Consider the following 21450-nt stretch of genomic DNA (forward strand, 5'->3'; position numbering starts at 1 on the left):
GCCTGTCGATCCCGGTTTCAAACAAGAAGGCCCGCCGCTGAAGCGGCGGGCCTTTCGGCTGTCTTTTCCAAGGCCCCTCCCGGCGGCAGCGGGGCGCGGCGTCACACCAGCGCCCCCTCGCTGTGGTCCCGCAGGGGCAGCTCCGACAGGATCTGGGCCTGGATGGCCTCGTAGGCCGCCGGGCCCCGGGAGCGGCGCATCTGCTTGTCCAGCCGCTCCCCGCCTTCAAACAGGTGGATCAGGTAGAACCAAACCTCCTTCATCCGCTGGGCGGCGGTGGCCGCCTGGCCGTAAAAGGCCTGGTAGGCGCCGTACAGCTCCTCCAGAAAGGCCTGCACCTCCTCCCGGGAGGCGGGTCCGCCGCCCCGGAGCTTGCGCAGCAGGGCCGGGTCCGCCACGGCCCCCCGGCCAATCATCAGCGCCTCCGCGGCGGGGAAGCGGCGCTCCAGCGCCCGGACCTCCTCCACCGTCCGCAGGTCCCCGTTGTAGCACACCGGATTGCAGCTCTCCGCCAGGGCCCGGGCGAAGACGTCCAAGTGGACCTCCCCCCGGTACTTCTCCCGCTGGACCCGGGGATGGATGGTGAGGCAGGCGATGGGGTAGCGGTTGTAGATCGCCAGCAGCCCGTCGAACTCCTCCGCCGACTGGACCCCCAGCCGGGTCTTGACGGACACCGGCAGCCGCACCCGGGAGAACACCTCCTCAAAAAACCGGTCCAGCTCCTCCGGCCGCGCCAGAAACCCGGCGCCCTTCCCCTTGGCGGTGACGGTGCCGGAGGGGCACCCCAGGTTCAGGTTCACCTCCGGATACCCCAGGTCCGAGACCACCTCCGCCGCCCAGAGGAAGTCCGCCGCCCGGCGGGTCATCACCTGGGGCACCAGGGGCAGCCCGCCATTCTCCGCCGGGTCCAGCTCCCGCCGGTCCCGCTGGGTGAGGAGATGCTGGTCCGTGGGGGAGAAAAAGGGGATGAAATACCGGTCCGCGCCGCCGAAATGCCGGTGCCACACCCGGCGGAACACCACTTTGGTGATGCCGTCCAGAGGGGCGAACTCCAGCCGCGCCGTCATACCAGCTTCGCTTCCCACTCCGCCTGGCGGAAGCCCACCAGGACAACATCCTCCCCCACCAGGATGGGCCGCTTCACCAGCATTCCGTCGCTGGACAGCAGGCGGAGCTGCTCCTCCTCGCCCATGGCGGGGAGGCGGTCCTTCAGCCCCAGGGCCTTGTATTGCAGGCCGCTGGTGTTGAAGAATTTTTTCAGCGGCAGGCCGCTTCTCTCCCACCACTGCCGCAGCTCGTCCGCGGTGGGGCGGTCCTCCTTGATGTCCCGCAGGGTGCAGGCGACGCCCCGCTCCTCCAGAAAGGCCCGGGCCTTCTGGCAGGTGGAGCACTTGGGATAACAGAGAAATAACATCATGGTTCCTCCTCACAATTCCGAAAATAGATTCAACTGCTCTCCCGCCTGCCGGTCCTCGAAGGCGGAGAGCCAGGCCATGGCGGCCTCCGGCTCGCAGAGCACCTTCCGCTCCCGGCAGGCCTCCCGGAGCATCCGGGTCAGCCGGGGGGCGTTGGGGCTGAGGCACTGGTAGCGGTCCCCGAAGGTCTGCACGTACCGCTCCCGCAGCCCGGGGAAATGGCGGTCCAGCTGGGCGTAAAAATACTGCCGGTCCCCGTCCCGCAGCGTGACGCCCATGCCGAAGTTGACGATGACCTCCACCCCCGCGGCAAAGCAGTACGCCAGCAGCCCCCGGAGGTTCTCCTCCGAGTCGTTGAGAAAGGGCAGGATGGGGCACAGCCACACCCCGGTGCGGACCCCCGCCTGGTGCATCTGCCGCAGCATCTCAAAACGCCGCCGGGTGGTGCAGACGCTGGGCTCCAAAACGGCGCACAGGTCCTCGTCAAAGGTGGTGAAGGTGGTGCACACCACCGCCTTGGTCCGGCGGCTGATCTCCGCCAGCAGGTCCAGGTCCCGGAGCACCAGGTCCGACTTCGTCAGCAGCGACACGCCGCAGCCCTGGCGCAAAATCACCTCCAGGCACCGCCGGGTCAGGCGGGTCTCCGCCTCCAGGGGCAGGTAGGGGTCGCACATGGACCCGGTGCCCACCATGCACCGCCGCCGCTTCCGGCGGAGGGCGTCCTCCAGCAGCTCCGGCGCGTTGACCTTCACCGCCACGTCCTCAAAGGGGTGGTCCATCTGGTAGCAGGTGCTGCGGGAGTCGCAGTAGATGCACCCGTGGGTGCAGCCCCGGTAGACGTTGATGCCGTTTTGGGCGGAGAGGATGGACTTTGCCCGGACCTCATGCATGGCGCTCCCCTCCTCTCCGCGATGGTATGAGTATAGCAAAAAGCACCCGGCGGGACAAGTCCCGGCGGGAAAAAAGAGGCGGAGGGCCGTCAGCCCTCCGCCTCTCCCTGTCCAATCACCAGCTCCTCCCCCGCCTCCTGGGCCCGGGCCAGCAGCGTCCGGGCCAGGCCGAAGTTCTGCGCCTCCAGGGCGGCCAGCGCGTCGGTCATGGCGTTGAACAGCAGGAAATGTAGAATGTTTTTACGACTGCGTGATCTGCGCGAAGACCGCGATTTGACACAGGCGGATATGGCCGCACAGCTGGGCTGCGCACAGCAGACCTATTCCCGCCACAAAAGCGGCAAGGCTCAAATGTCCTATGGGACCCTGTCCGCCCTGGCGGATTATTTCGCCACCAGCGTGGACTACCTCCTGGGCCGCACCGACGAGCAGGCCCCCTATCCCCCTGCCAAACGGACATGAGACCATCCGGCGGCACGCCGGATGGTCTCATGCGCTTGCAGGACGGGATTCAGTGGCCCTTGTGCTTTTCCCGCCGCTTCTCCCGGCGCAGGGCAAGCTGCCGGTCCCGCTCCGCCTCCCGGTCCTCCCGGGAGCGGCGCTTCCGGGCCGCCCTGCCCTGCTCCTGCTGCAGCTTCAGGGCCTGCTGGGCCTTGGTCCCCAGCCCCGGGGATTGCAGCTGGCGCTTGATCTGCCGCTGCACCCGCTTGGGGTTGAGGACCCGCTTTGCCGGTCCCTCCGCCGCCATGGATGGACTGAACCGCAGCTGCCGCCAGTGCTCCAGCAGGAAGGCGTAGACCTGATAATCCTTCGGCTCCGGACCAAAGACGATCCGGCAGACGGCACAGCTCCCGCCCCCGCCCCGCTCGTAGAGCCCTACCCAGAAGGGGTCCTCAAAAAAGACGGTCAGTTCGGCGTATCCGGTTTCCATGTGGGTGTCCTCCTTACCATGTGCGTTCGGAGAACGGACAACCAAGGAGGCAGGTTACTGATACCCCGCGGGGTACGCCCGGACTACCAACCGGACTGTGTTTTTATCTCCGTACCCTCAGTTTACCACCGCCGTCAATAGGCGCTGATGTCCAGAGTGTCGTCGTCCCGGCCCTTTTCGATGGCCCGGACCTCCACAAAGTACTGGGTGGCAGGGCCCACCTCCACCCGGACCCGGTCCCCCACCCGACTCCCCAGCAGGGCCCGGCCCACCGGGGACTCCTTGCTGATCAGCCCCTTCAGCGCGTCCTGGCGCAGGGTGGTGACCAGCCGGACCACCATCTCCTTCTGCACCAGCTCATTGAAAATGGTCACCCGGTCGAACAGCCCCACCGCGTCGTCCTGCGGCTGCACCCGGATGACCTTGGCGGTGCGGATCATCCGCTCCAGATAGCGGATGCGGCTGTCGTTGCGGTTTTTCGCCTGCTTGGCGCACTTGTACTCAAAATTTTCGCTGAGGTCCCCAAAGGCCCGGGCGGTCTGCACCTCCTCGATCAGCTGGGGCCGCAGGACGCGCACCCGGTGGTCGATCTCCTCCTGCATCTTCCGGAGGTCCACCTCCGTCAGCTCGTCGTACATCTCCTCTGCCTCCCTTTTCTCCCGCCCCGGCGGCATCTCTCCGGCGACGGGCTTCCCCCGCGCCGGAGAGACCGGCGCGGCGGTCCTTCGTTTGCCGCTGCTATCATACCACGGGGGCGATTCCCGATGCAAGCGCATCCGGAGAGCAGCCCGCAAAACGGGCGGCGGTCAGAAGGCGTCCTCGATCACGTCCAGCAAATGAACGGGGTCCAGCTGTTTTTTGGTGAGGATGTGGGCCAGGCGCAGCACAAAGGGAAAGTCCGTGGAGACGTCGGGCAGCAGCATGAGCTCCTCCGTGCGCCCCCTCCGCTCCCGCAATACCCGGAGGCCGAACGTGCGGTAGCGGCCGATATAGGGGGAATACCGCTCTTGCTCAATGGGAAGATACTGGAACAGGAAAGCCCACCTCCTCCGCAAACGCCGCCGTGTCCAGCTGAAACAGCGCGGCCAGCAGCAGGGCGTCCTGCCAATTGGGTCTGGATGTACCGGCCTCGATCCTCTGGTACCAGCGCTTGGAGCGCCGGATGAAGTCCGCCGCCTCCTGCTGCGTCATCCCCCGCTGGTTTCGCGCAGCGCAGAGGAAGCCCGCAAAGACGTGGAGCGGCTTTCTCTCTTGCATGGTCATCCTATCCCTCCTTGCTGCAAGGAAGAATATTCCATTTTTTTCTAAATGTCGACGGCTGTGGCGTTCGTGTTGTGAAATCCGTCGAAACTTGTCGCTTCCATTTAGTGGAATTGCCACCCTGTGCCGGGCGGCGGAAGGCCGTCCCAAAGAAAAAAGCGCCGGCCCGTCCGGATTTGAAAAATAATGCTTGCTATTTCCGAAAAAGTGGTGTATGATAAGCAAGTATTCTGAATGTACGATTGATTGCTGCGAGTGGTGAGTCAATTTCCATTTTGACTGACCGACCCGCGGCTTTTTTATTTGCACGATTTTGAATAACATTTTTTAGGAGGTACTGATTGATGAATAACGGTACTGTGAAGTGGTTCAACGAGGAGAAGGGGTTTGGTTTCATTTCCAACGACGACGGCAGCGGTGATGTGTTCGTTCACTTCTCCGCCATCCAGGGCACCGGCTTCAAGTCCCTGCGGGAGGGCCAGCACGTGTCCTACGATACCGAGCAGGATCCCAAGGACAGCCGCAAGCTGCGGGCCATCAACGTCTGCGCCGCCTGACCCATTCCCCATCCAAAAACAATTTTAAAAGAGGTATTTTCATGTATCAAGACAAAATCATCGTCTGCAAAGACTGCGGCCAGGAATTCACCTTTACTGCCAGCGAGCAGGAGTTCTTCGCGGAGAAGGGCTTCACCAACGAGCCCCAGCGCTGCAAGCCCTGCCGCGACGCCAGAAAGGGCGGCTCCCGCGGCGGCGCACGCGAGATGTTTGACGCCGTGTGCGCCAACTGCGGCAAGCCCTGCAAGGTGCCCTTCCAGCCCCGCGATGACCGCCCCGTCTATTGCAGCGACTGCTTCCGCAGATAACCGCCCCTCTTTTGCGCCCCTCACGGGGCGCATTTTTTTGTTTTTGGGCCAGACGCAAGGGTTTCCCAACGCCAGAAGCGTCCCGCTTCCCGCAGCCGGGGCTGCGGAGAGAAGGAGGGGGCCTTTTGAACCGGCAGGAAGAGGAGCAACCGACGGATTTCGGCAGGAAATCCGTCGGTTGTTTCACGCTCCGATGCGGGGGGCCAGTCCGTGGCTCACCTGCGGAAATTTTGATCAAGCGCCTTGCTCTTTTGAGAAAGCCAGCGCTCCAAGGGGTGCGGATTATCAGATCGGCGCGGTGAGCTCTGCCGCGCCCGAAAGGCGCAATATCCCCCTGCGGGTGGAGTGTCGTTCCAATGGGGGAAGACCTGGCCGGTGGCCCAGCATCTCCAGTCCCTCCTTCAGGGTCTTGACATGGGTCGCCGCACCGTTGATCCGGGGGAGGTAGCTCTTGCTGAAAAGGGCAATTTTCATCAGCCTCCCCCCTTATCCCGCGTTTTCAAACTGGCTGAAATACAAAGAGGCGTAAAATCCGTTCCGCGCCAGCAGCGCCTCGTGGTTCCCCCGCTCCACAATGTCCCCGTCCTTGACCACCAGAATCATGTCGGCATTGCGGATGGTGGACAGGCGGTGGGCGATGACAAAGCTGGTCTTGTCCTGCATCAGCTGGGCCATGGCCTTTTGAATCTCCACCTCCGTGCGGGTGTCCACGCTGGAGGTGGCCTCGTCCAGAATGAGGATGGCGGGATTGGTCAGCATGGCCCGGGCGATGGTGAGCAGCTGCATCTGCCCCTGGGAGAGGATGGCGGCGTCGCCGGAGATCACGGTGTCGTAGCCCTGGGGCAGCGTGCGGATGAAGTGGTCGCACCGGGCGGCCAGAGCGGCGGCCACGATCTCCTCCCGGGTGGCATCCGGCTTGCCGTAGGCGATGTTTTCGGCCACCGTTCCCGCAAAGAGCCAGGTGTCCTGGAGCACCATGCCGATTGTCTGCCGCAGCTTGGCCCTGGGAATCGTGGAGATGTCCACGCCGTCGATGGAGATCACGCCGCCGTCCAGCTCATAAAAGCGCATCAGCAGGTTGATGAGGGTGGTTTTCCCCCCTCCGGTGGGGCCCACGATGGCCACCATCTCATTGGGCTTGACCGTGAGGCTCAGGTCCTGGATGAGAACGCGCTCCGGGGTGTAGCCGAAGCGCACGTGCTCAAAGCGCACCTGTCCCCGGGTCAGGGCCGGGGCGGCAGGCCGCGTCTCCTCCCTCTCCGCCATCTCATCCAGGACGGCAAAGACCCGCTTGGCCCCCGCCACGGCGGCACGGGTTTCGGTGAGGACGTAGGACAGGTTGGTGATGGGCTCGGAGATCTGATTGAAATACTGGAGGAAAGCCTGCACCGCCCCCAAGGTCATGGCCCCGCCCAGAGCCGACGCGCCGCCCACCACCGCCAACGCCACAAACCCGATCTGATTGACCAGCCGGATGGCGGGATAGACGGCGTATTCGGCAAACTGCGCGTCCCGGTTGGCCTCGAACTGCTCCCGGTTCAAGGCGGACAGCTCCGCCATCACCGCCCGCTGGCGGGAGAAGATCTTCACCACGCGGTTGCCGGTGAATACCTCCTCCACCTTGGCGCCTACCGCGCCCATGGCCGCCATGTTCCTGGCGTTGCAGCGCTCGCTCCAGTCCGCCAGCCGCCCCGTGACGGCGGCGCAGCCGACGACGGCCGCCAGCGTGACCCCCGTGAGGGGGAGGCTGAGGTAGACCATGGCCCCAAGGGTGAACAGGATGGTGCACACGGCGGAGAGGAGCTGCAGCAGCCCCGATTGGATGACGGCGGAGATTTTCTCCACGTCGTTGGTGACGCGGCTCATGATCTCGCCGGGCTGGTGGGCGTCGAAGTAGCGCAGGGGCAGGCGGTTGAGCTTTTCGCTCACGTCCCGCCGCAGGGAGAGGGCCAGGTTCTCGCCCACGCTGGCCGCCACGTACTGCTGGACGTAGGAGAACAGCGCGCTGGCCGCCGACGCCAGAATGAGCAGGAGTACGGGGGTCCCCAGGGCCTCCGCAAGCAGCCCGGGGAGGGCGGCGCCGGCCCCGCTTTGGATCACCGTCACCAGCGCGTCCATGGCCCTGCCCACCACCAGCGGGATCGCCGCGAAGGCGGCGCTGCTGAGAAGGGTCGCCGCCACCACCACGGCCAGCCGCTGCCGCTGCCGGCCCAGGAGGCGGAGCAGGCGCCGGATGGCGGTCTTGTCGCTGCGCGCCGTATCCGCCGGAGGGCGGACCGCTGTTTCTTTTTTCATGCCGTCAAGCTCCTTTCTGCTCCATCTGGCTTCTCACGATATCCCGGTAGACCGGGCAGGACTGCATCAGCTCTCCGTGGGTGCCCTTTCCCACCATGCGTCCCTCGTCCAGCACCAAAATCTGATCCGCGTCGAGGATGGTGCTCACCCGCTGGGCGATAATCAGCTTGACGGCGTCCGCCCCATAGCCGGCCAGCGCCCGGCGCAGGGCGGCGTCGGTCTTCACATCCAGCGCCGAGAAGCTGTCGTCAAAGAGATAGAGATCGGCCTTGCGCACCAGGGCCCGGGCGATGGACAGTCGCTGGCGCTGGCCGCCGGAGAAGTTGCCGCCCCCCTGGGCCACGGGTGCATCCAGCTTCTGCGGCAGGGCGGAGACGAAGGCATCCGCCTGGGCCACCTTCAGCGCCGCCCAGAGCGCCTCGTCGGAGGCGTGTTCGTTGCCCATCCGCAGGTTGTCGCGGATGGTGCCGCTGAAGAGAAAGGCCTTTTGGGGGACGCAGCCAATGGCGGCGCGCAGGGTCTCCTGGGGCATGGAGCGGATGTCCTGCCCGTGGAGGCGGATGGTGCCGCCGCTCACGTCATGGAGGCGGAGCAGCAGCTCGGCCACCGTGCTCTTGCCCGAGCCGGTGCCGCCGATGATGGCGGTGGTCTCCCCGCGGCGGCAGACGAAATTCAATCCCCGCAGCACCTCCGCCTCCGCTCCGGGGTAGGCGAAGTCCACCTGTTCCACCGAGAGAACCGGGGCGTCGGCGCTGCCGCCGTCCTCCGCAGCGGCGCCGTCCTTGAGGTCGGGCACGATGTCCAGCACCTCGCTCAGGCGGTCCAGGCAGGCGCGCAGCTTGGGCAGGCTGACGGCATAGGCCGCCGCCATGATGAGGTAGGACAGGGCCATGGTGGCATATTCGCTCACTGCCGTGATCTGTCCCAGGGCGATGGCGCCGTGGCCCGCCAGCGTGCCGCCCACCCAGAGGATCGCCGCCATGCACAGCCCCAGCATCAGCCACACCGCAGGGTTGACCACGGCGAACATCCGGCCCAGACGGATCATGGTGCGGGCATAGTCGGAAAAGGCCTCGTCCGAGCGGCGCTCCTCGTGCGCCTCCCTGCCGAAGGCCCGAATGACCCGGGTGCCGGTGATATGCTCCCGCACCACCAGGTTGATCCGGTCCAGCTTCTTCTGCATGACCTCGGAAAGGGGGGCGGCCGCCCGCACCATCCAAAGGCAGAAGAGGAGCAGGGCCGCCAGGCTCACCAGCAGCACCAGCGCCAGCTTGCCGCTGGCCCGGACGGTCATAATCACCGCCGCCAGCACCAGCAGCGGGGCCGGGAGGATCATCTGGATAAACATGGAGATGGAGGTCTGCATCGCGGTGATGTCCGCGGTGGCCCGGGTGATCATGGAGGGCAGGCCCAGCGCCTCGAACTGGCGCAGGCTCAGCTCCTGGCTTCTGCGGATCAGCCGTTCCCGCATCTCCCTGCCGAAGGCCGCGCCCAAACTGGCGGCCGAATAGCTGGACCCGATGGCCACCGCCGTTGCCAGCACCGTGACCAGCAGCATCCAGCCGCCGATTCGGTAGACGGCGCCCATGTCGCCGGCCAAAATGCCCCGATCCACAATCTCCGCCAGCAGGAGGGGCAGCAGCAGGGTGCCCACCGCCTGGGCAATGACGAGGAGCACGTTGAGTACCGCGCTCCCCCAGTGGGTTCTTAAAAATTGTTTGAGATGCTTCATGGTGCCTCCTGCTTGTGTGTTTTCGACGTCTGTGTTACTATAAACCTTAAAGTCACTCTAAGGTCAATGAAGGTTCTGTAAACATATCAGGAGGTGCGCCCATGGTGGAGGACGCGGTTCTGCCCATCCGGGAGTTTTCCCGGCTCACCGGCATCAGCCGGGAAACCCTGCGGTTCTATGACAAGATCGCCCTGCTCTCCCCCGACATCCGGGGGAAGCACAACGGCTACCGCTATTACTCGCCCCGGCAGCTGGACTTCGCCTTCCTCATCAGCGAGCTGCGAGCCCTGGGTATGGGCCTGGAGGAGATCAAGCGTTACGCCGACGGCCGGACCCCGGAGAAGATGCTGGCGCTGCTCCGGGAGCAGACCGCCCACATCGAGGCGGAAATCCAGCGCCTGCGCTCCATCCAGGCCGTGATGGCGCTCCGGGCCCAGGCGGCGGAGGAGGCGCTCCGGCACGAGGAGGGCACAGTCGCATGGGAGGAGCGGGCGCGGGAACCCATTTTCCTGTGCCCGCCCCCGGCGGAGGGGAGCACGGACCTGGAGGCCTCCGTGCAGGCGTACCGCTATGCCATGGAGCACGGGGTCAGCATGAACTGCCCTGCGGGCGTCCGTTTCCCCGCCGCCGACCTGGAGACCGGCAGTCAGTCCGCGCCGCCGCGGATGTACTTCAAGGTTTGGAAGGGCCACAACGCCTGGAAGGCCGCGGGGCGCTATGCGGTATACCACTGCCGCCCGGGCAGCAGGGCGGAGAGCATGCCGTATCAGCCCCTTCTCTCGTGGATCCAGAGGAAGGGCCTGCGCATGGAGGGGGACGCCTATGTGGAATACCCCCTGGACGAGCTCGCCGCCCACAGTTGGGAGGCGTACCGGATCCGGATGGAGGTCCGGGTGGTTCCGGAGCCATCTCCATCCGACGGCGCGGCAGAATGCCGGACGCCGCCAGAGGTGTTCTGAATGCAAAAAAGAGACGGCCCCACCGGCCTGCCGCGCATGGGAATGGTCCGATGCTGCGGGTCCAGGTCCGGCGCCCCATGCCGGTATTCTAAAGCTGCGCCATTCCGTCAAGCGTGGAATATTTTCTGAGCGGGGTGCGGATTCCCGCCGCCGGCTCCTTGGTATGGGCCGGGGCGTCGATGCAAAGTCGGCGCCCGTATCGCAGGCGGGCGTCCGCTCCTCCTCACGCACCGTGTGGATCATACTGATCGGCATTGGCCGCGCCGCTCGCCGATCGGCGGAAACTTCTAGCCGTCGGCGGAATCCACGGCGGAACGTCTTGGAACCGTGCCGGAGAGCCGGTGTTGCGCCGCCAGCTTGAAGGCGTCCCGCAGAGCCATAGGCGTGCCGAAGGTTCTTTCCCGCGGGAACGCCTGACGTCCGCTCCAATGCCCGCTGAAAATCACCGTCCATCCTCAGCCGTGTTTTCTCCGCAGGATTTTCCTCCCTTATCCGGGCATACATGCAGGGGCGGCCTCATAAGAGGCCGCCCCTGCTGCGCTGTGCTTACCGGGTGTTCATCTCGTTGAATCGCTGGAGCATGACCGCGGCCTCCGCGCGGGTGGCCTTGCCGGTGGGATCGAGGACGCGGTTGGCCTTGCCGGTGATGATGCCGCTGTCCACAGCCCACTTCACGGCCTCCTGTGCGTAGCCGGAAACCTCCGCCGCGTCGGTGAAGGCGGAAAGCGTACCGCTTGCGCTCACGTCCGCGTTTTTGAATTGGGCGAAGCGGTAGAGGATCGCCGCCAGTTGTTCCCGGGTGATGGGTCCGTTTGGACCGAAGTTTCCATCGCCGTAGCCCTTGACGATGCCGTTCTCAGCGCCCCAGGCGACGGCTTTCGCGCAGTAGGCGTCTGCCGCTACGTCGGGGAAGGGATTTGCGGTCGCGGGCTCCGGCTCGCCCTCCAGCCGCCAGAGGATGGTGACGATCATGCCGCGGCTGGTGTTCAGATAGGGGCTGAATCTGTCGCTTGTGGTCCCGTTCATCAGGCCCCGCTCATAAACGTGCCTCACGCTTTCGTAAAACCAGTCGCCCGGCTTCACATCGGCGAAGGGCCAATCGGCCGCCTGCGGCTGGGGCTTGAAGGTCACGGTGACGGTCACTTTCCCATTGGGCTGGGTGTAAGACCAGGTGCCGTCTCCCCTGTCCTTAACGGAAATCTCCTTGCCGTTTCGGTCGGTGACGACCACCTCATCGACCACATAGCCCTCGTCCGGCTCGGGCCGGATGGTGACCGTCGTGCCGGGTCTTGGCTGCTGGGGAGAGATGGTTGCCGAGCCGTGGTCGCTGTCTGTGACGTCCGGCTTCGGCGCAGGCGACGTCACAGTGCCGCCACCGCCGCCACCCGTGCTCTCCTTTTCCGCGAAGAACACGAAGTGGCTGAAGGAATTGACCTCAAACACGGCGTACGTGCCGTCGGACTCGGTCACCAACCAGAAGTCCTCCACGCGGCTGCGGCCGCCGTTGTCCTTGATGTGCCAGAGTTCCAGGGTATCGTTCCGGTAGCCGGAGGGCACCCTCAGCTTCACCAGCACCGCCTCGCCCGCCTTGGGCTGTACCAGCTCCTGGGCAATAGGCGTGTCGGTGGCTGTGGCATCGGGGTCCTCATAGATGCTCGCCACCAGCTTGATATCCACGCTCAGGGCCTCGGTTTTTCCGGCGGGGACGGGAGGCATGGTCTCGGGCCTGCTGTCGGCCATGACCACGGAGATCACAGTCTTGGGCGCGCCGGTGCTCTCGGTCGGCAGTTCCACCTTTTCCGCCAGGCCCGCAACCTCCACGTTGGTGGCGGCGGTCCTTGCGGTGTGGATGTACTCCAAATAGGACATGAGGGCGGCATACTCCCGGTTCAGCTTCTCCTTGGCCGCGTCGCTGATGAGCTTGCGCCCGGCGTCGGTGAGCTTTTCGTAGGCGATCTTCGCCTCCTCGATGGCGGCCTTGTGCTCCTCGTAGGTATGGCCGCCGGTGCCGGTGTTGCCCGCGCCGGCGTTGCCGTCGTTCTCGCAGTCACCGAGGTTGGGAACGGTGTCCCCACCGGGGAGGGTTGTGGTGCTGCTATTTCCGTGGTCGGGAATGCCCTCAATCTTGCCTGTGGCATCCTCCGCGCCCTTGACCGCCTCATCCAGAACACCCGGCTTACCGCCCGTGGCCTCGTCCACCAGCTGTTTCTGGCCCTCGTCCAGCTTGTCATATTTGCCGAGGGCATCCTTCACGTCGTCCATATCACCCGGCGTCAGGTTCCCCACATGGATGCCGTCCAGCTTGTCGATGACCTCCTTGGCCTTGTTCCGGTCATCCATCAGGTCCTGGTAGTCCTGCTTGGTCTGGTCGGTCAGCTTGCCCTTGGCCGCGTCGCTCAGGGCGTCGTGATCCTTGATAAGCTGCTCAATCTTCTCCACGGTGGGAGACTGTTTGACCGCCTCCACCTTGGCGGCGAATTCGGCGGCGGCTTTTTCGTCGGCGCTCATCTGGTCCAGCTTGGCCTGATACTGCCGATTCAACTCGTCCGCCCCGTCCACCATGGCCCTCTCGTCGGCGGTGAGGGAATCGTAGGCCCCCTTGGCCCCGGTAAGCTGCTCCAATGTCGCATCCTCGCCCAGGTTCTTGATCCTGTCCTCCACAGCCTGGGCGTGCTCACGCATGGTCTCCAGCGCGTCCAGCTTGGCCTTGTCGGCCTTGGGGAAGGCGTCTTTCTGCTTCTGGGTCAGGGCGTCGTAGGCATCCTCGGCGGCCTTGATTTGATCCTTCGTCGCGGGGGTGTAAGGCTTTTTGATCTTCCCCGGCAGGTCCAGCACACGGTCGATGCCGGAGAGGTCGGCGTCGATGCTGTTCTTGTCCGCCACGGCGGAAGCCGCCTGATCCACCAGGGCCTTTTGATCCTCCGTCAGCTTGTTGTAGGCCTCCTGGGCGGCCTTCTTTTCCTCATAGGAGCCGCCGGGGTCCTTGCCGTTCTGATCCCGGTCGGCATCGGCCAGCTGCTCAATGACCTTCCGGGCCGCCTCGGCGTCCTGCTTCTTCTGTGCCAGTTCCTCCTTTGCGTCGCCGGGCACTTTGGCCTTGGCCTCGTCTGGCAGGGCATCGTAGTCCTTGGCCGCCTGTTCGATCTCCTCAATGGTATCGGCGTTCCGGATGGCGTCCGTCACGCCGCCCGCGGCCTCCTGCGCCTTCTCCCGGAGCAGGCCCATCAGCTTTTCATAGGCCGCCTGGGCGTCGTCGCTCTTGGAGAAGCGGTCCTTGACGGTCTGGCTCTGGCCGTCGTGCCAGGTTTTGGCGTCCAGAATATCCTGATAGCTGGAACCGCCGTCCAGCGCATCCATCATCGCTGCGAAGTCGTCGATGGCTGTCTCGATGCGGACGGTCAGGGCCGCGCTGCGGCCCACGTTGCCCGCACCGTCCTTTGCGGCGGCCGTGAAGGTGTAGCTGCCGGTGGCAGAGAGGGTATAGCCGTTCTCGTAGGGTTTTCCGCCGGAGATCAGGGTAATGGCGGGCGTTTCGCCGCTGTCGTCGGTGGCCGCGGCGGTGAGGGACGTCCTGCCGTACCACTTGTTGGGATTGAGCGCAGCGGTGGCGGCGGCCCAGCTCACAACCGGGGCGGCCTTGTCGATTTTCGTGACGGCCACGGTCTCGGTGGCGCTGTTGCCCGCGTGGTCCGTGACGGTGATGGTATAGGGTCCGTTGCGGTCGGCGGTGAAGGTGTAAGCACCTTCGGTCCCGGTCAGAACCGTTTCCGCCGCATAGCTTCCGCCGCTGACGGTGACGCCCTTCACCCCCGAGGTCGCATCGGCGGCGGTGAAGGTAATGGCGGCACTTTTCTCGGTCCAGGCCGCCGGGACGCCCGCCACGTCGCGGATGGTGGGTGCGGCGGTATCCACCCGAATGGTGATACGGTAGGCCTTGGTGTGATTCCCCGCCTCATCCTCCGTCCAGATGTCCAGCGTCCAGATGCCGTCGCTGTCGGGCTTGATCTGCCACGGGGTGGTGAGTTTGGCCTTGGTACCGCTGCTGGCAGGGGACTTGTAGAGCTCGTAGTAGGTGGTGGCAGGGAGGCCGCCTTCGCCTACAGTCTCCTTGGGCGTCACGGTGACGGTTGGGGGCTCATTATACCAGCCGTCCCCATTGGGGGCGGGGGAAACGGTGAAGTCGCCCTCCCCATATGCGGTCCCGGCCAGTTCTTCGTCGTTCATGGCGCTGCGCTTGACCCGGGCCGTGGGCTGATTGGAGGAATCCGCCCACGCACCGGAGACGGCCTTGAAGGTGAAGGCGGTGTCACAGTTGTAGTTCACGGTGAGGGCGTTTCCCGCCAGCTCCGTCCAGTCCGCATCCCCGGTTTTCCGGTAGTAATAGGTGACGCCGGAGATGTTTTCCGCAGTGTTGCCGGAGGTGATGACCACATCGTGTGCCGTGAAGGTTGTGCCGTCGTAAGCCGCGCCGCCCGCCTGAACGTCCAGGCTGACCACGGGGACGGTCTTATCCAGCTTCACGGTGAAGTCCGCGGTCTCGCCGGCAGTGCCCGCGCCGGAGATGGCGCGGAAGGAATAGATCACCCCGTCCGTGTTCTCCGTGACCGTGTAGGTGCTGCCGCTCACGTCGGCCCAGGCGGCGTCCCCCGCCTTGACCTGGAATTTCGTCCCGCTGGGGACGGTGTCGGTGGTGGAGAGGGAGAAGGAAATGGTCTCCTTGACCCAAACGCCCGAGGTGTAGCCAGTGACAATGGGCTTCGCAGGGATATACGGGTCGAGCTTCGTGACGGCCACGGTCTTCGTGTCCGTATTGCCCGCGTGGTCCGTGACGGTGATGGTATATGTGCCGTTGCGGTCGGCGGTAAAACCGCCGTTGGTGTAGGTCACGCCCTGCCCGTCGTCACAGCTCACCGTGACGGCGGCAACGCCGGAGGGCGTGTCGGCGGCGGTGAAGGTGATGGCGGCGGGGCCTTGGGTCCAGGCCATGGGGTTGCCCGCCACGCTTTCAATGGTTGGTTTCGTCTTGTCCAGCTTCGCCGAGGCGGTGGCGGTTTCGGAGACGTTGCCCGCGTGGTCGGTGGCCCGGAGCTGCAGCAGGTCGGTGTAGTCGCCGCTTGCGTCAACGGGGAAGCTGGTGGCATCCGCCGCCATCTCCGTCCAGTTCTTCCCGCCGTCCAGGGAGTATTCCCACTTGGCGACGCCCGACTTGTTGGATTCGTTGATGGCAATCGTGTCCGGATCATCGGGGATGGTCTCCGGGTCCTCCGCGCGCACGTTGACGGTGACAGTGCCGGTGAACCAGCCGTTTTGACCCAGGGCGCCCGTGATCTCCCCAAAGGCGGCGGTGGGCTTCTCCCCGTCGATCTTCTCCACCACGAAGGTGGGCAGCTCTCCGTTCCAGAGGGGCTGGTTCCCGGCATTGTCATAGGCCGTGATGGTATACACGTCGTTGGCCTTGACGGTGTAGGTGATGGTGCCGTCGTCGGGGATGGGCCGGTAGCTCGGGTCCATACTCGGGTCGCCGTACTCCACCATGGAGGTGTAATCCTGTCCCACGATGTTCAGATACCGCACGCCGGAAAGGGCGTCGGTGATATGAATGGCGATGGTCTTTTCGCTGTCCCAGATTTTGTTGACGCCCTCCGCGTCCATGCCGTCCACCACGATGACCGGCATGGTCTGATCCAGCAGATAGTCTACGGCGGTCTGGTAGATGTGCCCCTCGCCGTCCCTGACGAACAGCGCCGCATGGCTGGGGACGATGGTTCCATTCACCTTGGTGCTCTCGATGGAGAGGGTGACGGAGGTGCCCAGACCGGCGGCATCGGTTCCCACCGTCCAACCGTCCTTGGCGGCCAGCACAATGTCATCCTTGTGCCACTCCATCAGCTCCGCGCCGGATAGGGTGAAGATCGTGTCGTTGCCGATGTCCGTGGGCAGAGTGCGGTAGTAAATGGAGAACGGCACGGCGGCCGTGCCCGAATAGTTCCCTTTGAACGTCACGGTCACGCTGGCGGCCTTGTTCCCCACGTTCACATTGTTTTCGTAAGTCAGCGTTTCCTCGAAGTCCGTCCCTTTTACAAGGGCTTTCCCGCCGAATTGGATGACGGGCTCGGGAGTAATCGCCGCCCCCGTAAAGGGCTGGTCGGCAATCGTCTCTACGGTGAAGCCCGTGCCGTCGCCATACGCCTTGGGGGTGATGGCGAAGGTCCACCCGCCGTCCGTCAGGTTATTGACGGCCTGATAGTTGGTCCCCTCCGCCACGTCGATCGAGATGGTGGCGGTGCCCACGTCCGTCTGCGCCGCGCCGCGGACCGCCGTGATCTCCCCCATGCCCATTACGCCGTTCCCGACAGATACCGAGGCGGTTTTTTCCGCGCCGCTGTATGTCAGATCGCCGGGCCGCGTAAAGAGGAAGTCGCCCGCCGTGGGCACGGCTTTTTCGATGCTCCACCGGACACTTGCGGCGGCGCCCTTGTAGTTTCCGGCGATGATGGTTACGGTCAGGGAGTAGTCCGTGCCGGCGTTCATGCCTGTGTTGCCGGTGGCTTGATAGCTCCCCGCGGGGATCTCCGCACCGTCCGCCGTCACCTTTTCGATCGTCTGGGTCTGCAAAGTGCCGTTGTAGGTCAGCGCGCCGCCCAGCGTGACGGCTATGGTCACGTTCTCTGTCTTTGGCTGGATGGTGACGGTCGGCGAGGATGCCTCCGCCGTGCTGGTGAGCCCGTCCAAGGAGCAGGTCACAACGCAGCGGTACGGCCCGTATGCCCCCGCATCGGCCTGGGAGATGGTATAGGTGCTTCCCATCGCGCCCGCGATCTGGTCCGGTCCGTCATACCACTGGTAGCTGACCGTCACGCCTGTCGAAAGGGGCGGGGTGACGGCGGCGGCGAACGTCAGATCACCCCCGTTGTAGACCGCCCCGTTGGCGGAAGCGCCCCCATAGGTCGCGGAGACGGACACCCCGGCGGCGTTCAGCTTCCACACCGGCGTAAGCTCCACGGGGGCGGTGACGTTGGAGAGGATGCCGCTCTGGCTCCAGCCGGTTTGGGTGTGGCCCGGGCGCGTGACGGGATATTGGGTGCTGACGGTGTGGTCGCCCCCTTTCAACACCACGTCCGCCGCCGGCAGGCTCGCGCCCGGGAGAAGCTCCCCCGCGCCGGCGCTGTAGGCCACGGTATAGCAGTCCACCGTGACGGGCGTCTCGTTCGTCACCTGGAGACCGGTGGGCCTGCCGTCAAAATACACGTCGTATGTTCCGCTGACCACGCTTGCGGTGAAGGTTGAGCCGCTGCCGGCGAGGTCGTACTTTTTCTCGCCGTTCTTGTACAGGGCCAGCGTCTTGCCGCTGTCCGCCCACACCTTGTCGTCCTTTTGCAGGTCCACTGTGGCGATGTAACCCGGCGTGGGATAGACGCTGCCCAGCGTTCCGCCCGGCTGCACCGTGTAATATCCGGCGACGTCCTGCGCCGTCGCGCCCGTAGCCGCGCTGAGATACAACGCCCAGCCCTTGCCGTCCGGCGTGTCGGAGCGCGTCCCGGTGTTCGTCACCCCGCCGCCCGTCTCCACGGTCAGGCGGGGCGTGCCCGTATTCGTGCCCGCCCCGGAGAAGCAAATCGTGCCGCCGGATGCACTGCTCGTGTCACTCGTGACCGTCGCGTTTTCTTTGACCGTCACCGTGCCCGCGGCGCTTTGGATCATGCCGCTGCCGGCGGTGCTCTGGAGCACGCCACCGGCCTTGCTGCTCATGATGGTCAGCCCGCCCGTGCCGTCGTGCGAAATGCCGTACTTGCTGGCGGTGGCCCACGTGACGGTGTACCCGTCCAGGTCGATGGTGACGTCATTGGCATACGGTGCGCATGGCGTATCCATCGTGTGGTCCTGCAAAACAACGACGGCCTGGCCTTTTGCCGCGTTTATCGCGCTCGAGAGCGACTCGTATTTCTCCGCTCCGACCTGCGCCACGTATACCGGCGTCCGGGCGTACACGCCGCCCAGGGTACCGCTCGTCTTGCTGTAGTATGTCTCTTTGTTTTCCGTCGTGACCTCTCTGGCGCCGAAGTACAGCGCCCAGCCCTTGCCGTCCGGGGTGCCCGCCAGGGCCGCGGTATTCTGCACCGTGCCCCCCTCGACGGAGACCGCCGTTCTAAAAGTTCCTGTCAGCTTGGGGACATAGATGGTACCCGACGGGTCCGTGCCGTTGCCGGTGTTCGCGCTGGTGACCATTGCGCCGCTCTTGACAAAGACGACGCTTTTTATGTACTCTTCCCCGCTGCCGGCGGCAATGGGGATCGTCGTGTTATCCGTTATGCGGATGGCCGTGCCCGTGGTGGCGGACACCGTGCCGCCCTGGAGGTCCACCACGCTATACGCGCCGGCATGGATGGCCGTGCCGGTGGCGGCGGATACCGTGCCGCTCTTCAGGGTGAGGGGTGTCGCGTAAGCCCAGGTCGCGTTTATCTTAACGGCCGTGCCGCCCACGGTGGTGACGGAGCCGCCGGAAATATCGACCGCGCCAAGCGATAACAGGATGCCGGTGCCGCTCTCGGAGGTCACCTTGCTGCCGCTCGCCAGAGAGAGTGTTGCAACGTCGGTGTCATGCTGGATCGCGGTGCCTCCGCCGGTGGCGGACACCGTGGCCCCGCTGTTCAGCTTCGTCCCCTCCTTCGCCCCTGTGTAGAGGGCGATGGACCTTTCGCCGCCGCCTGTCGAACGGATTTTGACGTCGCTGAGCACCAAGGTGCCTTTCTCCGTGACCCTCAGCGCGGCGCCGTCCCTGCTGCTCGACGTGATGGTGCCGTTTGTCACGCAAAAGGTCACCCTGTCCGTGCTGCCCGTTCTCAGGCTCAGATATATATCCAGTCCAGTCCCCGACCCGGTATAGGTCAGCGTATTACCACTCAGGTTCAGTGTGAAGGTGAGGTCGTTGCCTGGGGTGGTGTAATCCGTTGACTGGATAGTTGAGGAAAATGTTATATTCTTCGTAACGTTAATGGTATAGAAGGCGGTGTTCTCCAGCGCCCACCGAAGACCGGCCTCGGTCATCACATTTACATGGGTACCGCTTATCGTATAATCCACACCCTCTGTCGCTTGCGTGGCCAGCGTCACGGCATTCCCCCGGAAGGCGGACAACAGGGCGTCAAGGGCCGCCTGGGCGCCGGGCAGGAGGGACTGCTGGCCGGCGGTCAGCGCGCCGTAGGCGTCGGCAGCCGCCTGGGCATCCTCCGCCCAGCGGTCCATGAGGGCGTACTCCTCCTCCGTGGGGTCTTCCTTCGCCATCAGCGCCGCCACCTCCGCCGGGGCGGGCAGGGCGGCCAGGAGCTCCCGCGCCGCCTCCACGTCCGGGTCGGCGGTGAGGGTCAGCGCCACGATGGGGGCCGCCACGCCGTCCGCCAGAACATAGCCGTCGGGCAGATCGAATGCGGCGGCGAGGGTGTATTCCCCCTTGACCGCCGGATTGGGCAGGCCGCTCCAGGTGACGGGGATATCCACGGCGCCGTAGGCCCCGCCGCTCCCGTCCGGATCGGCGGAAGGCGTCTCACCCGGGGCGCAGACGCCCGAGATGGTATCGGGCAGCGCCAGGGCATCCGTCTGCCCCTCCACGGCGGTCAGGACAGCCTCCGGCCCGCCCTCCAGGGCGGTGATCGCAAAGGTCTCCTGCACCTCCGGCGCGGTATACAGCGGGCAGTCCGGGCGGTGCGCCGTCACGCCGTCTGCATCCGGCTCCGCTGCGCAGGGGCATTCCGTCTGCTCCGACGGCGCATCGGCGCCGTCCGGCGTGTCTGCCAGGCCGCCGCAGGTCTCGTCGTGCGCATGGGTGCAGGGGGAGCCCGCCGCGGCCTCTACGTAGCCGCAGCGCTCGTCGTGTTCGGTGTGTGCGCAGGGAGCGCCCTCCACGGCCTCCCGATAGCCGCAGCTCTCATCGTGTTCGCCCAATTCATGCCGGCAGGGCCGGCCCTCCGCCGCGCAGCCGGGGGCATGGTCGGCGACGCCGTCGCCGTCGGTATCCGTGCAGCCCTGATCGCAGGGGGCCTCCACGTAGCCGCAGCGCTCGTCGTGGACATGATCGCAGCCCTGCGCCTCCGCGCCCAGGGCGCTCACGGGCAGCAGGGAGAGCGTCATGCACAGCGCCAGCGCCATGGCCACGGCCCGCCGGGGCGCCCTGCGCCGCAGGGACTGTGCCACCCCACCCGCTCCATGGGCGGCGCGGCGGGCCAGACTGCCGCCCAGCTCCCCTCCCCAGGCGAGCGCCGCTTGGAGGTGGTTCAGACACCATTGCCGTGAGGTATGGAATACCTCACGGCCCCTGGTCTTGACCAGGGGCCTCAAATGCTCCCTGTATGACCGATAAAACCGGCGAGAGCCGCCGGCGATTGCTCCGCCGGTCTCCTTCCAATGTGCCGCCGCCTCGCGGCAGGCCATGGAAAGCCCCGCTCCCAGGCGCTTCCCCGCGGGGATCAGCCGGTGCGCCAGGACCTTGGCCCCGTCCCGCACCGCCGCACCGCCGTGCATCAGCGCCGCCAGCGGCCGGCGCAGATTGGGATGCGCCTTGCCCAACGCAACAAGTTTTCCGCACCATCGTTCAAGCATGTTGTGTTCCTCCTTGCTCCTTTGGTTCCTCATTGGCGCTGCCATGTAAAATCTCCCGCCGGTTGGCCGGGCAGCGGCACACGCTTTGCGTCATTGCCAGATCCGTCCGTTTTCGAAAGTCCGCGTACTTGCAGTACCAGCACTCCCGGATGGAGGAGAGCCCTCCGCCCGACCCCACCCAGTGGGGACAGCTGTATCCCTCCGTTACGAGGGGATAGCCCTCGTCAGTGACGCCGATTATGGCGCCGTGGCCCGTATTCCCTGTCATGACCTCACGCTCCTTTTTCCACCAATGATACCCTCAGCGGACAAAGGGCAGCACGCCCCAGACACATCAAAGCCGCGCCCTGGCCTTGCGACAGCAAGCCGGCGGGCTGCGGCCTTGCCATCCCACGGTTTGGATGTGCCTGGGGTCCGCGGGAGTATTTTTCCGGCAAGGCAACGAGGACAACACCGCCAGCGGCCCATTTGGCCGCAGAATACCATGTTGCCCTTTGTCCGCTGAGGGCA

The 21450-nt window shown here is 65.2% G+C and carries 16 protein-coding genes; 4 read left to right on the plus strand and 12 right to left on the minus strand.

Going from position 1 to position 21450, the window contains the following annotated elements; translation table 11 throughout:
• Window positions 1-101: 101 nt before the first annotated feature.
• The 3 genes from QZS21_RS02330 to QZS21_RS02340 are packed head-to-tail and all read right to left on the minus strand — an operon-like array spanning window position 102 to window position 2305.
• Window positions 102-1067: a tRNA-dihydrouridine synthase gene (locus QZS21_RS02330; protein ID WP_295579772.1), complete on the minus strand. Its 966-nt coding sequence runs from the start codon at window positions 1065-1067 to the stop codon at window positions 102-104.
• Window positions 1064-1414 (minus strand): arsenate reductase family protein, encoded by a 351-nt coding sequence (locus QZS21_RS02335; RefSeq protein ID WP_295579822.1) that lies wholly within the window; start codon window positions 1412-1414, stop codon window positions 1064-1066. The genes QZS21_RS02330 and QZS21_RS02335 overlap by 4 nt, the downstream gene beginning before the upstream one ends.
• A 12-nt stretch (window positions 1415-1426) precedes the next feature.
• Complete coding sequence (locus QZS21_RS02340; protein ID WP_295579774.1) at window positions 1427-2305, minus strand: radical SAM protein; 879 nt, start codon at window positions 2303-2305, stop codon at window positions 1427-1429.
• Between the two features lie 234 nt (window positions 2306-2539).
• Here QZS21_RS02340 and QZS21_RS02345 point away from each other — a divergent pair, with 234 nt between their 5' ends.
• On the plus strand, window positions 2540-2767 hold the full coding sequence (locus QZS21_RS02345; RefSeq protein ID WP_295579776.1) for a helix-turn-helix domain-containing protein: 228 nt from the start codon (window positions 2540-2542) through the stop codon (window positions 2765-2767).
• Window positions 2768-2816: 49 nt separating this feature from the next.
• Here the strand turns inward: QZS21_RS02345 and QZS21_RS02350 are convergent, their stop codons facing one another.
• From QZS21_RS02350 to QZS21_RS02365, 4 genes are all read right to left on the minus strand, one after another.
• Window positions 2817-3236, minus strand: a complete 420-nt coding sequence (locus QZS21_RS02350) for a YjdF family protein (RefSeq protein WP_295579778.1) — start codon at window positions 3234-3236, stop codon at window positions 2817-2819.
• Window positions 3237-3370: 134 nt separating this feature from the next.
• Entirely contained in the window at window positions 3371-3874 is a 504-nt protein-coding gene (locus QZS21_RS02355; RefSeq protein WP_295579781.1) for a GreA/GreB family elongation factor, read from the minus strand.
• Window positions 3875-4042: 168 nt separating this feature from the next.
• A complete protein-coding gene (locus QZS21_RS02360) occupies window positions 4043-4291 on the minus strand; it encodes a DUF6514 family protein (protein ID WP_295579783.1) in 249 nt (82 codons plus the stop codon).
• On the minus strand, window positions 4248-4499 hold the full coding sequence (locus tag QZS21_RS02365) for a helix-turn-helix transcriptional regulator (protein WP_295579785.1): 252 nt from the start codon (window positions 4497-4499) through the stop codon (window positions 4248-4250). The genes QZS21_RS02360 and QZS21_RS02365 overlap by 44 nt, the downstream gene beginning before the upstream one ends.
• A gap of 341 nt (window positions 4500-4840) precedes the next feature.
• Here QZS21_RS02365 and QZS21_RS02370 point away from each other — a divergent pair, with 341 nt between their 5' ends.
• Together QZS21_RS02370 and QZS21_RS02375 are read left to right on the plus strand one after the other, a co-directional pair.
• Complete coding sequence (locus QZS21_RS02370; protein ID WP_295579787.1) at window positions 4841-5053, plus strand: cold-shock protein; 213 nt, start codon at window positions 4841-4843, stop codon at window positions 5051-5053.
• Between the two features lie 41 nt (window positions 5054-5094).
• Window positions 5095-5361 carry a zinc-ribbon domain containing protein gene (locus tag QZS21_RS02375; protein ID WP_295579789.1) on the plus strand — a complete coding sequence of 89 codons (267 nt, stop codon included), beginning with the start codon at window positions 5095-5097 and terminating at the stop codon, window positions 5359-5361.
• Between the two features lie 285 nt (window positions 5362-5646).
• Here QZS21_RS02375 and QZS21_RS02380 read toward each other — a convergent pair whose 3' ends face one another.
• From QZS21_RS02380 to QZS21_RS02390, 3 genes are read right to left on the minus strand one after another with little or no spacing between them, the layout of a single operon-like run.
• On the minus strand, window positions 5647-5835 hold the full coding sequence (locus QZS21_RS02380; RefSeq protein WP_295579791.1) for a hypothetical protein: 189 nt from the start codon (window positions 5833-5835) through the stop codon (window positions 5647-5649).
• Window positions 5836-5847: 12 nt separating this feature from the next.
• Window positions 5848-7656: an ABC transporter ATP-binding protein gene (locus QZS21_RS02385; protein ID WP_295579793.1), complete on the minus strand. Its 1809-nt coding sequence runs from the start codon at window positions 7654-7656 to the stop codon at window positions 5848-5850.
• A 4-nt stretch (window positions 7657-7660) separates the two neighbouring features.
• Window positions 7661-9388, minus strand: a complete 1728-nt coding sequence (locus QZS21_RS02390; RefSeq protein WP_295579795.1) for an ABC transporter ATP-binding protein — start codon at window positions 9386-9388, stop codon at window positions 7661-7663.
• 101 nt (window positions 9389-9489) lie between these two features.
• Between QZS21_RS02390 and QZS21_RS02395 the strand changes: the two genes are divergently transcribed.
• Window positions 9490-10347 carry a helix-turn-helix domain-containing protein gene (locus tag QZS21_RS02395; protein ID WP_295579797.1) on the plus strand — a complete coding sequence of 286 codons (858 nt, stop codon included), beginning with the start codon at window positions 9490-9492 and terminating at the stop codon, window positions 10345-10347.
• A gap of 546 nt (window positions 10348-10893) precedes the next feature.
• Here QZS21_RS02395 and QZS21_RS02400 read toward each other — a convergent pair.
• Both QZS21_RS02400 and QZS21_RS02405 read right to left on the minus strand, forming a co-directional pair.
• On the minus strand, window positions 10894-20940 hold the full coding sequence (locus QZS21_RS02400) for an S-layer homology domain-containing protein (protein ID WP_295579799.1): 10047 nt from the start codon (window positions 20938-20940) through the stop codon (window positions 10894-10896).
• On the minus strand, window positions 20933-21208 hold the full coding sequence (locus QZS21_RS02405; RefSeq protein ID WP_295579801.1) for a hypothetical protein: 276 nt from the start codon (window positions 21206-21208) through the stop codon (window positions 20933-20935). The genes QZS21_RS02400 and QZS21_RS02405 overlap by 8 nt, the downstream gene beginning before the upstream one ends.
• Window positions 21209-21450: the final 242 nt, after the last annotated feature.

The organism is uncultured Oscillibacter sp. (assembly GCF_900544955.1).
In the GTDB taxonomy this organism is placed as follows: Bacteria; Bacillota; Clostridia; order Oscillospirales; family Oscillospiraceae; genus Oscillibacter.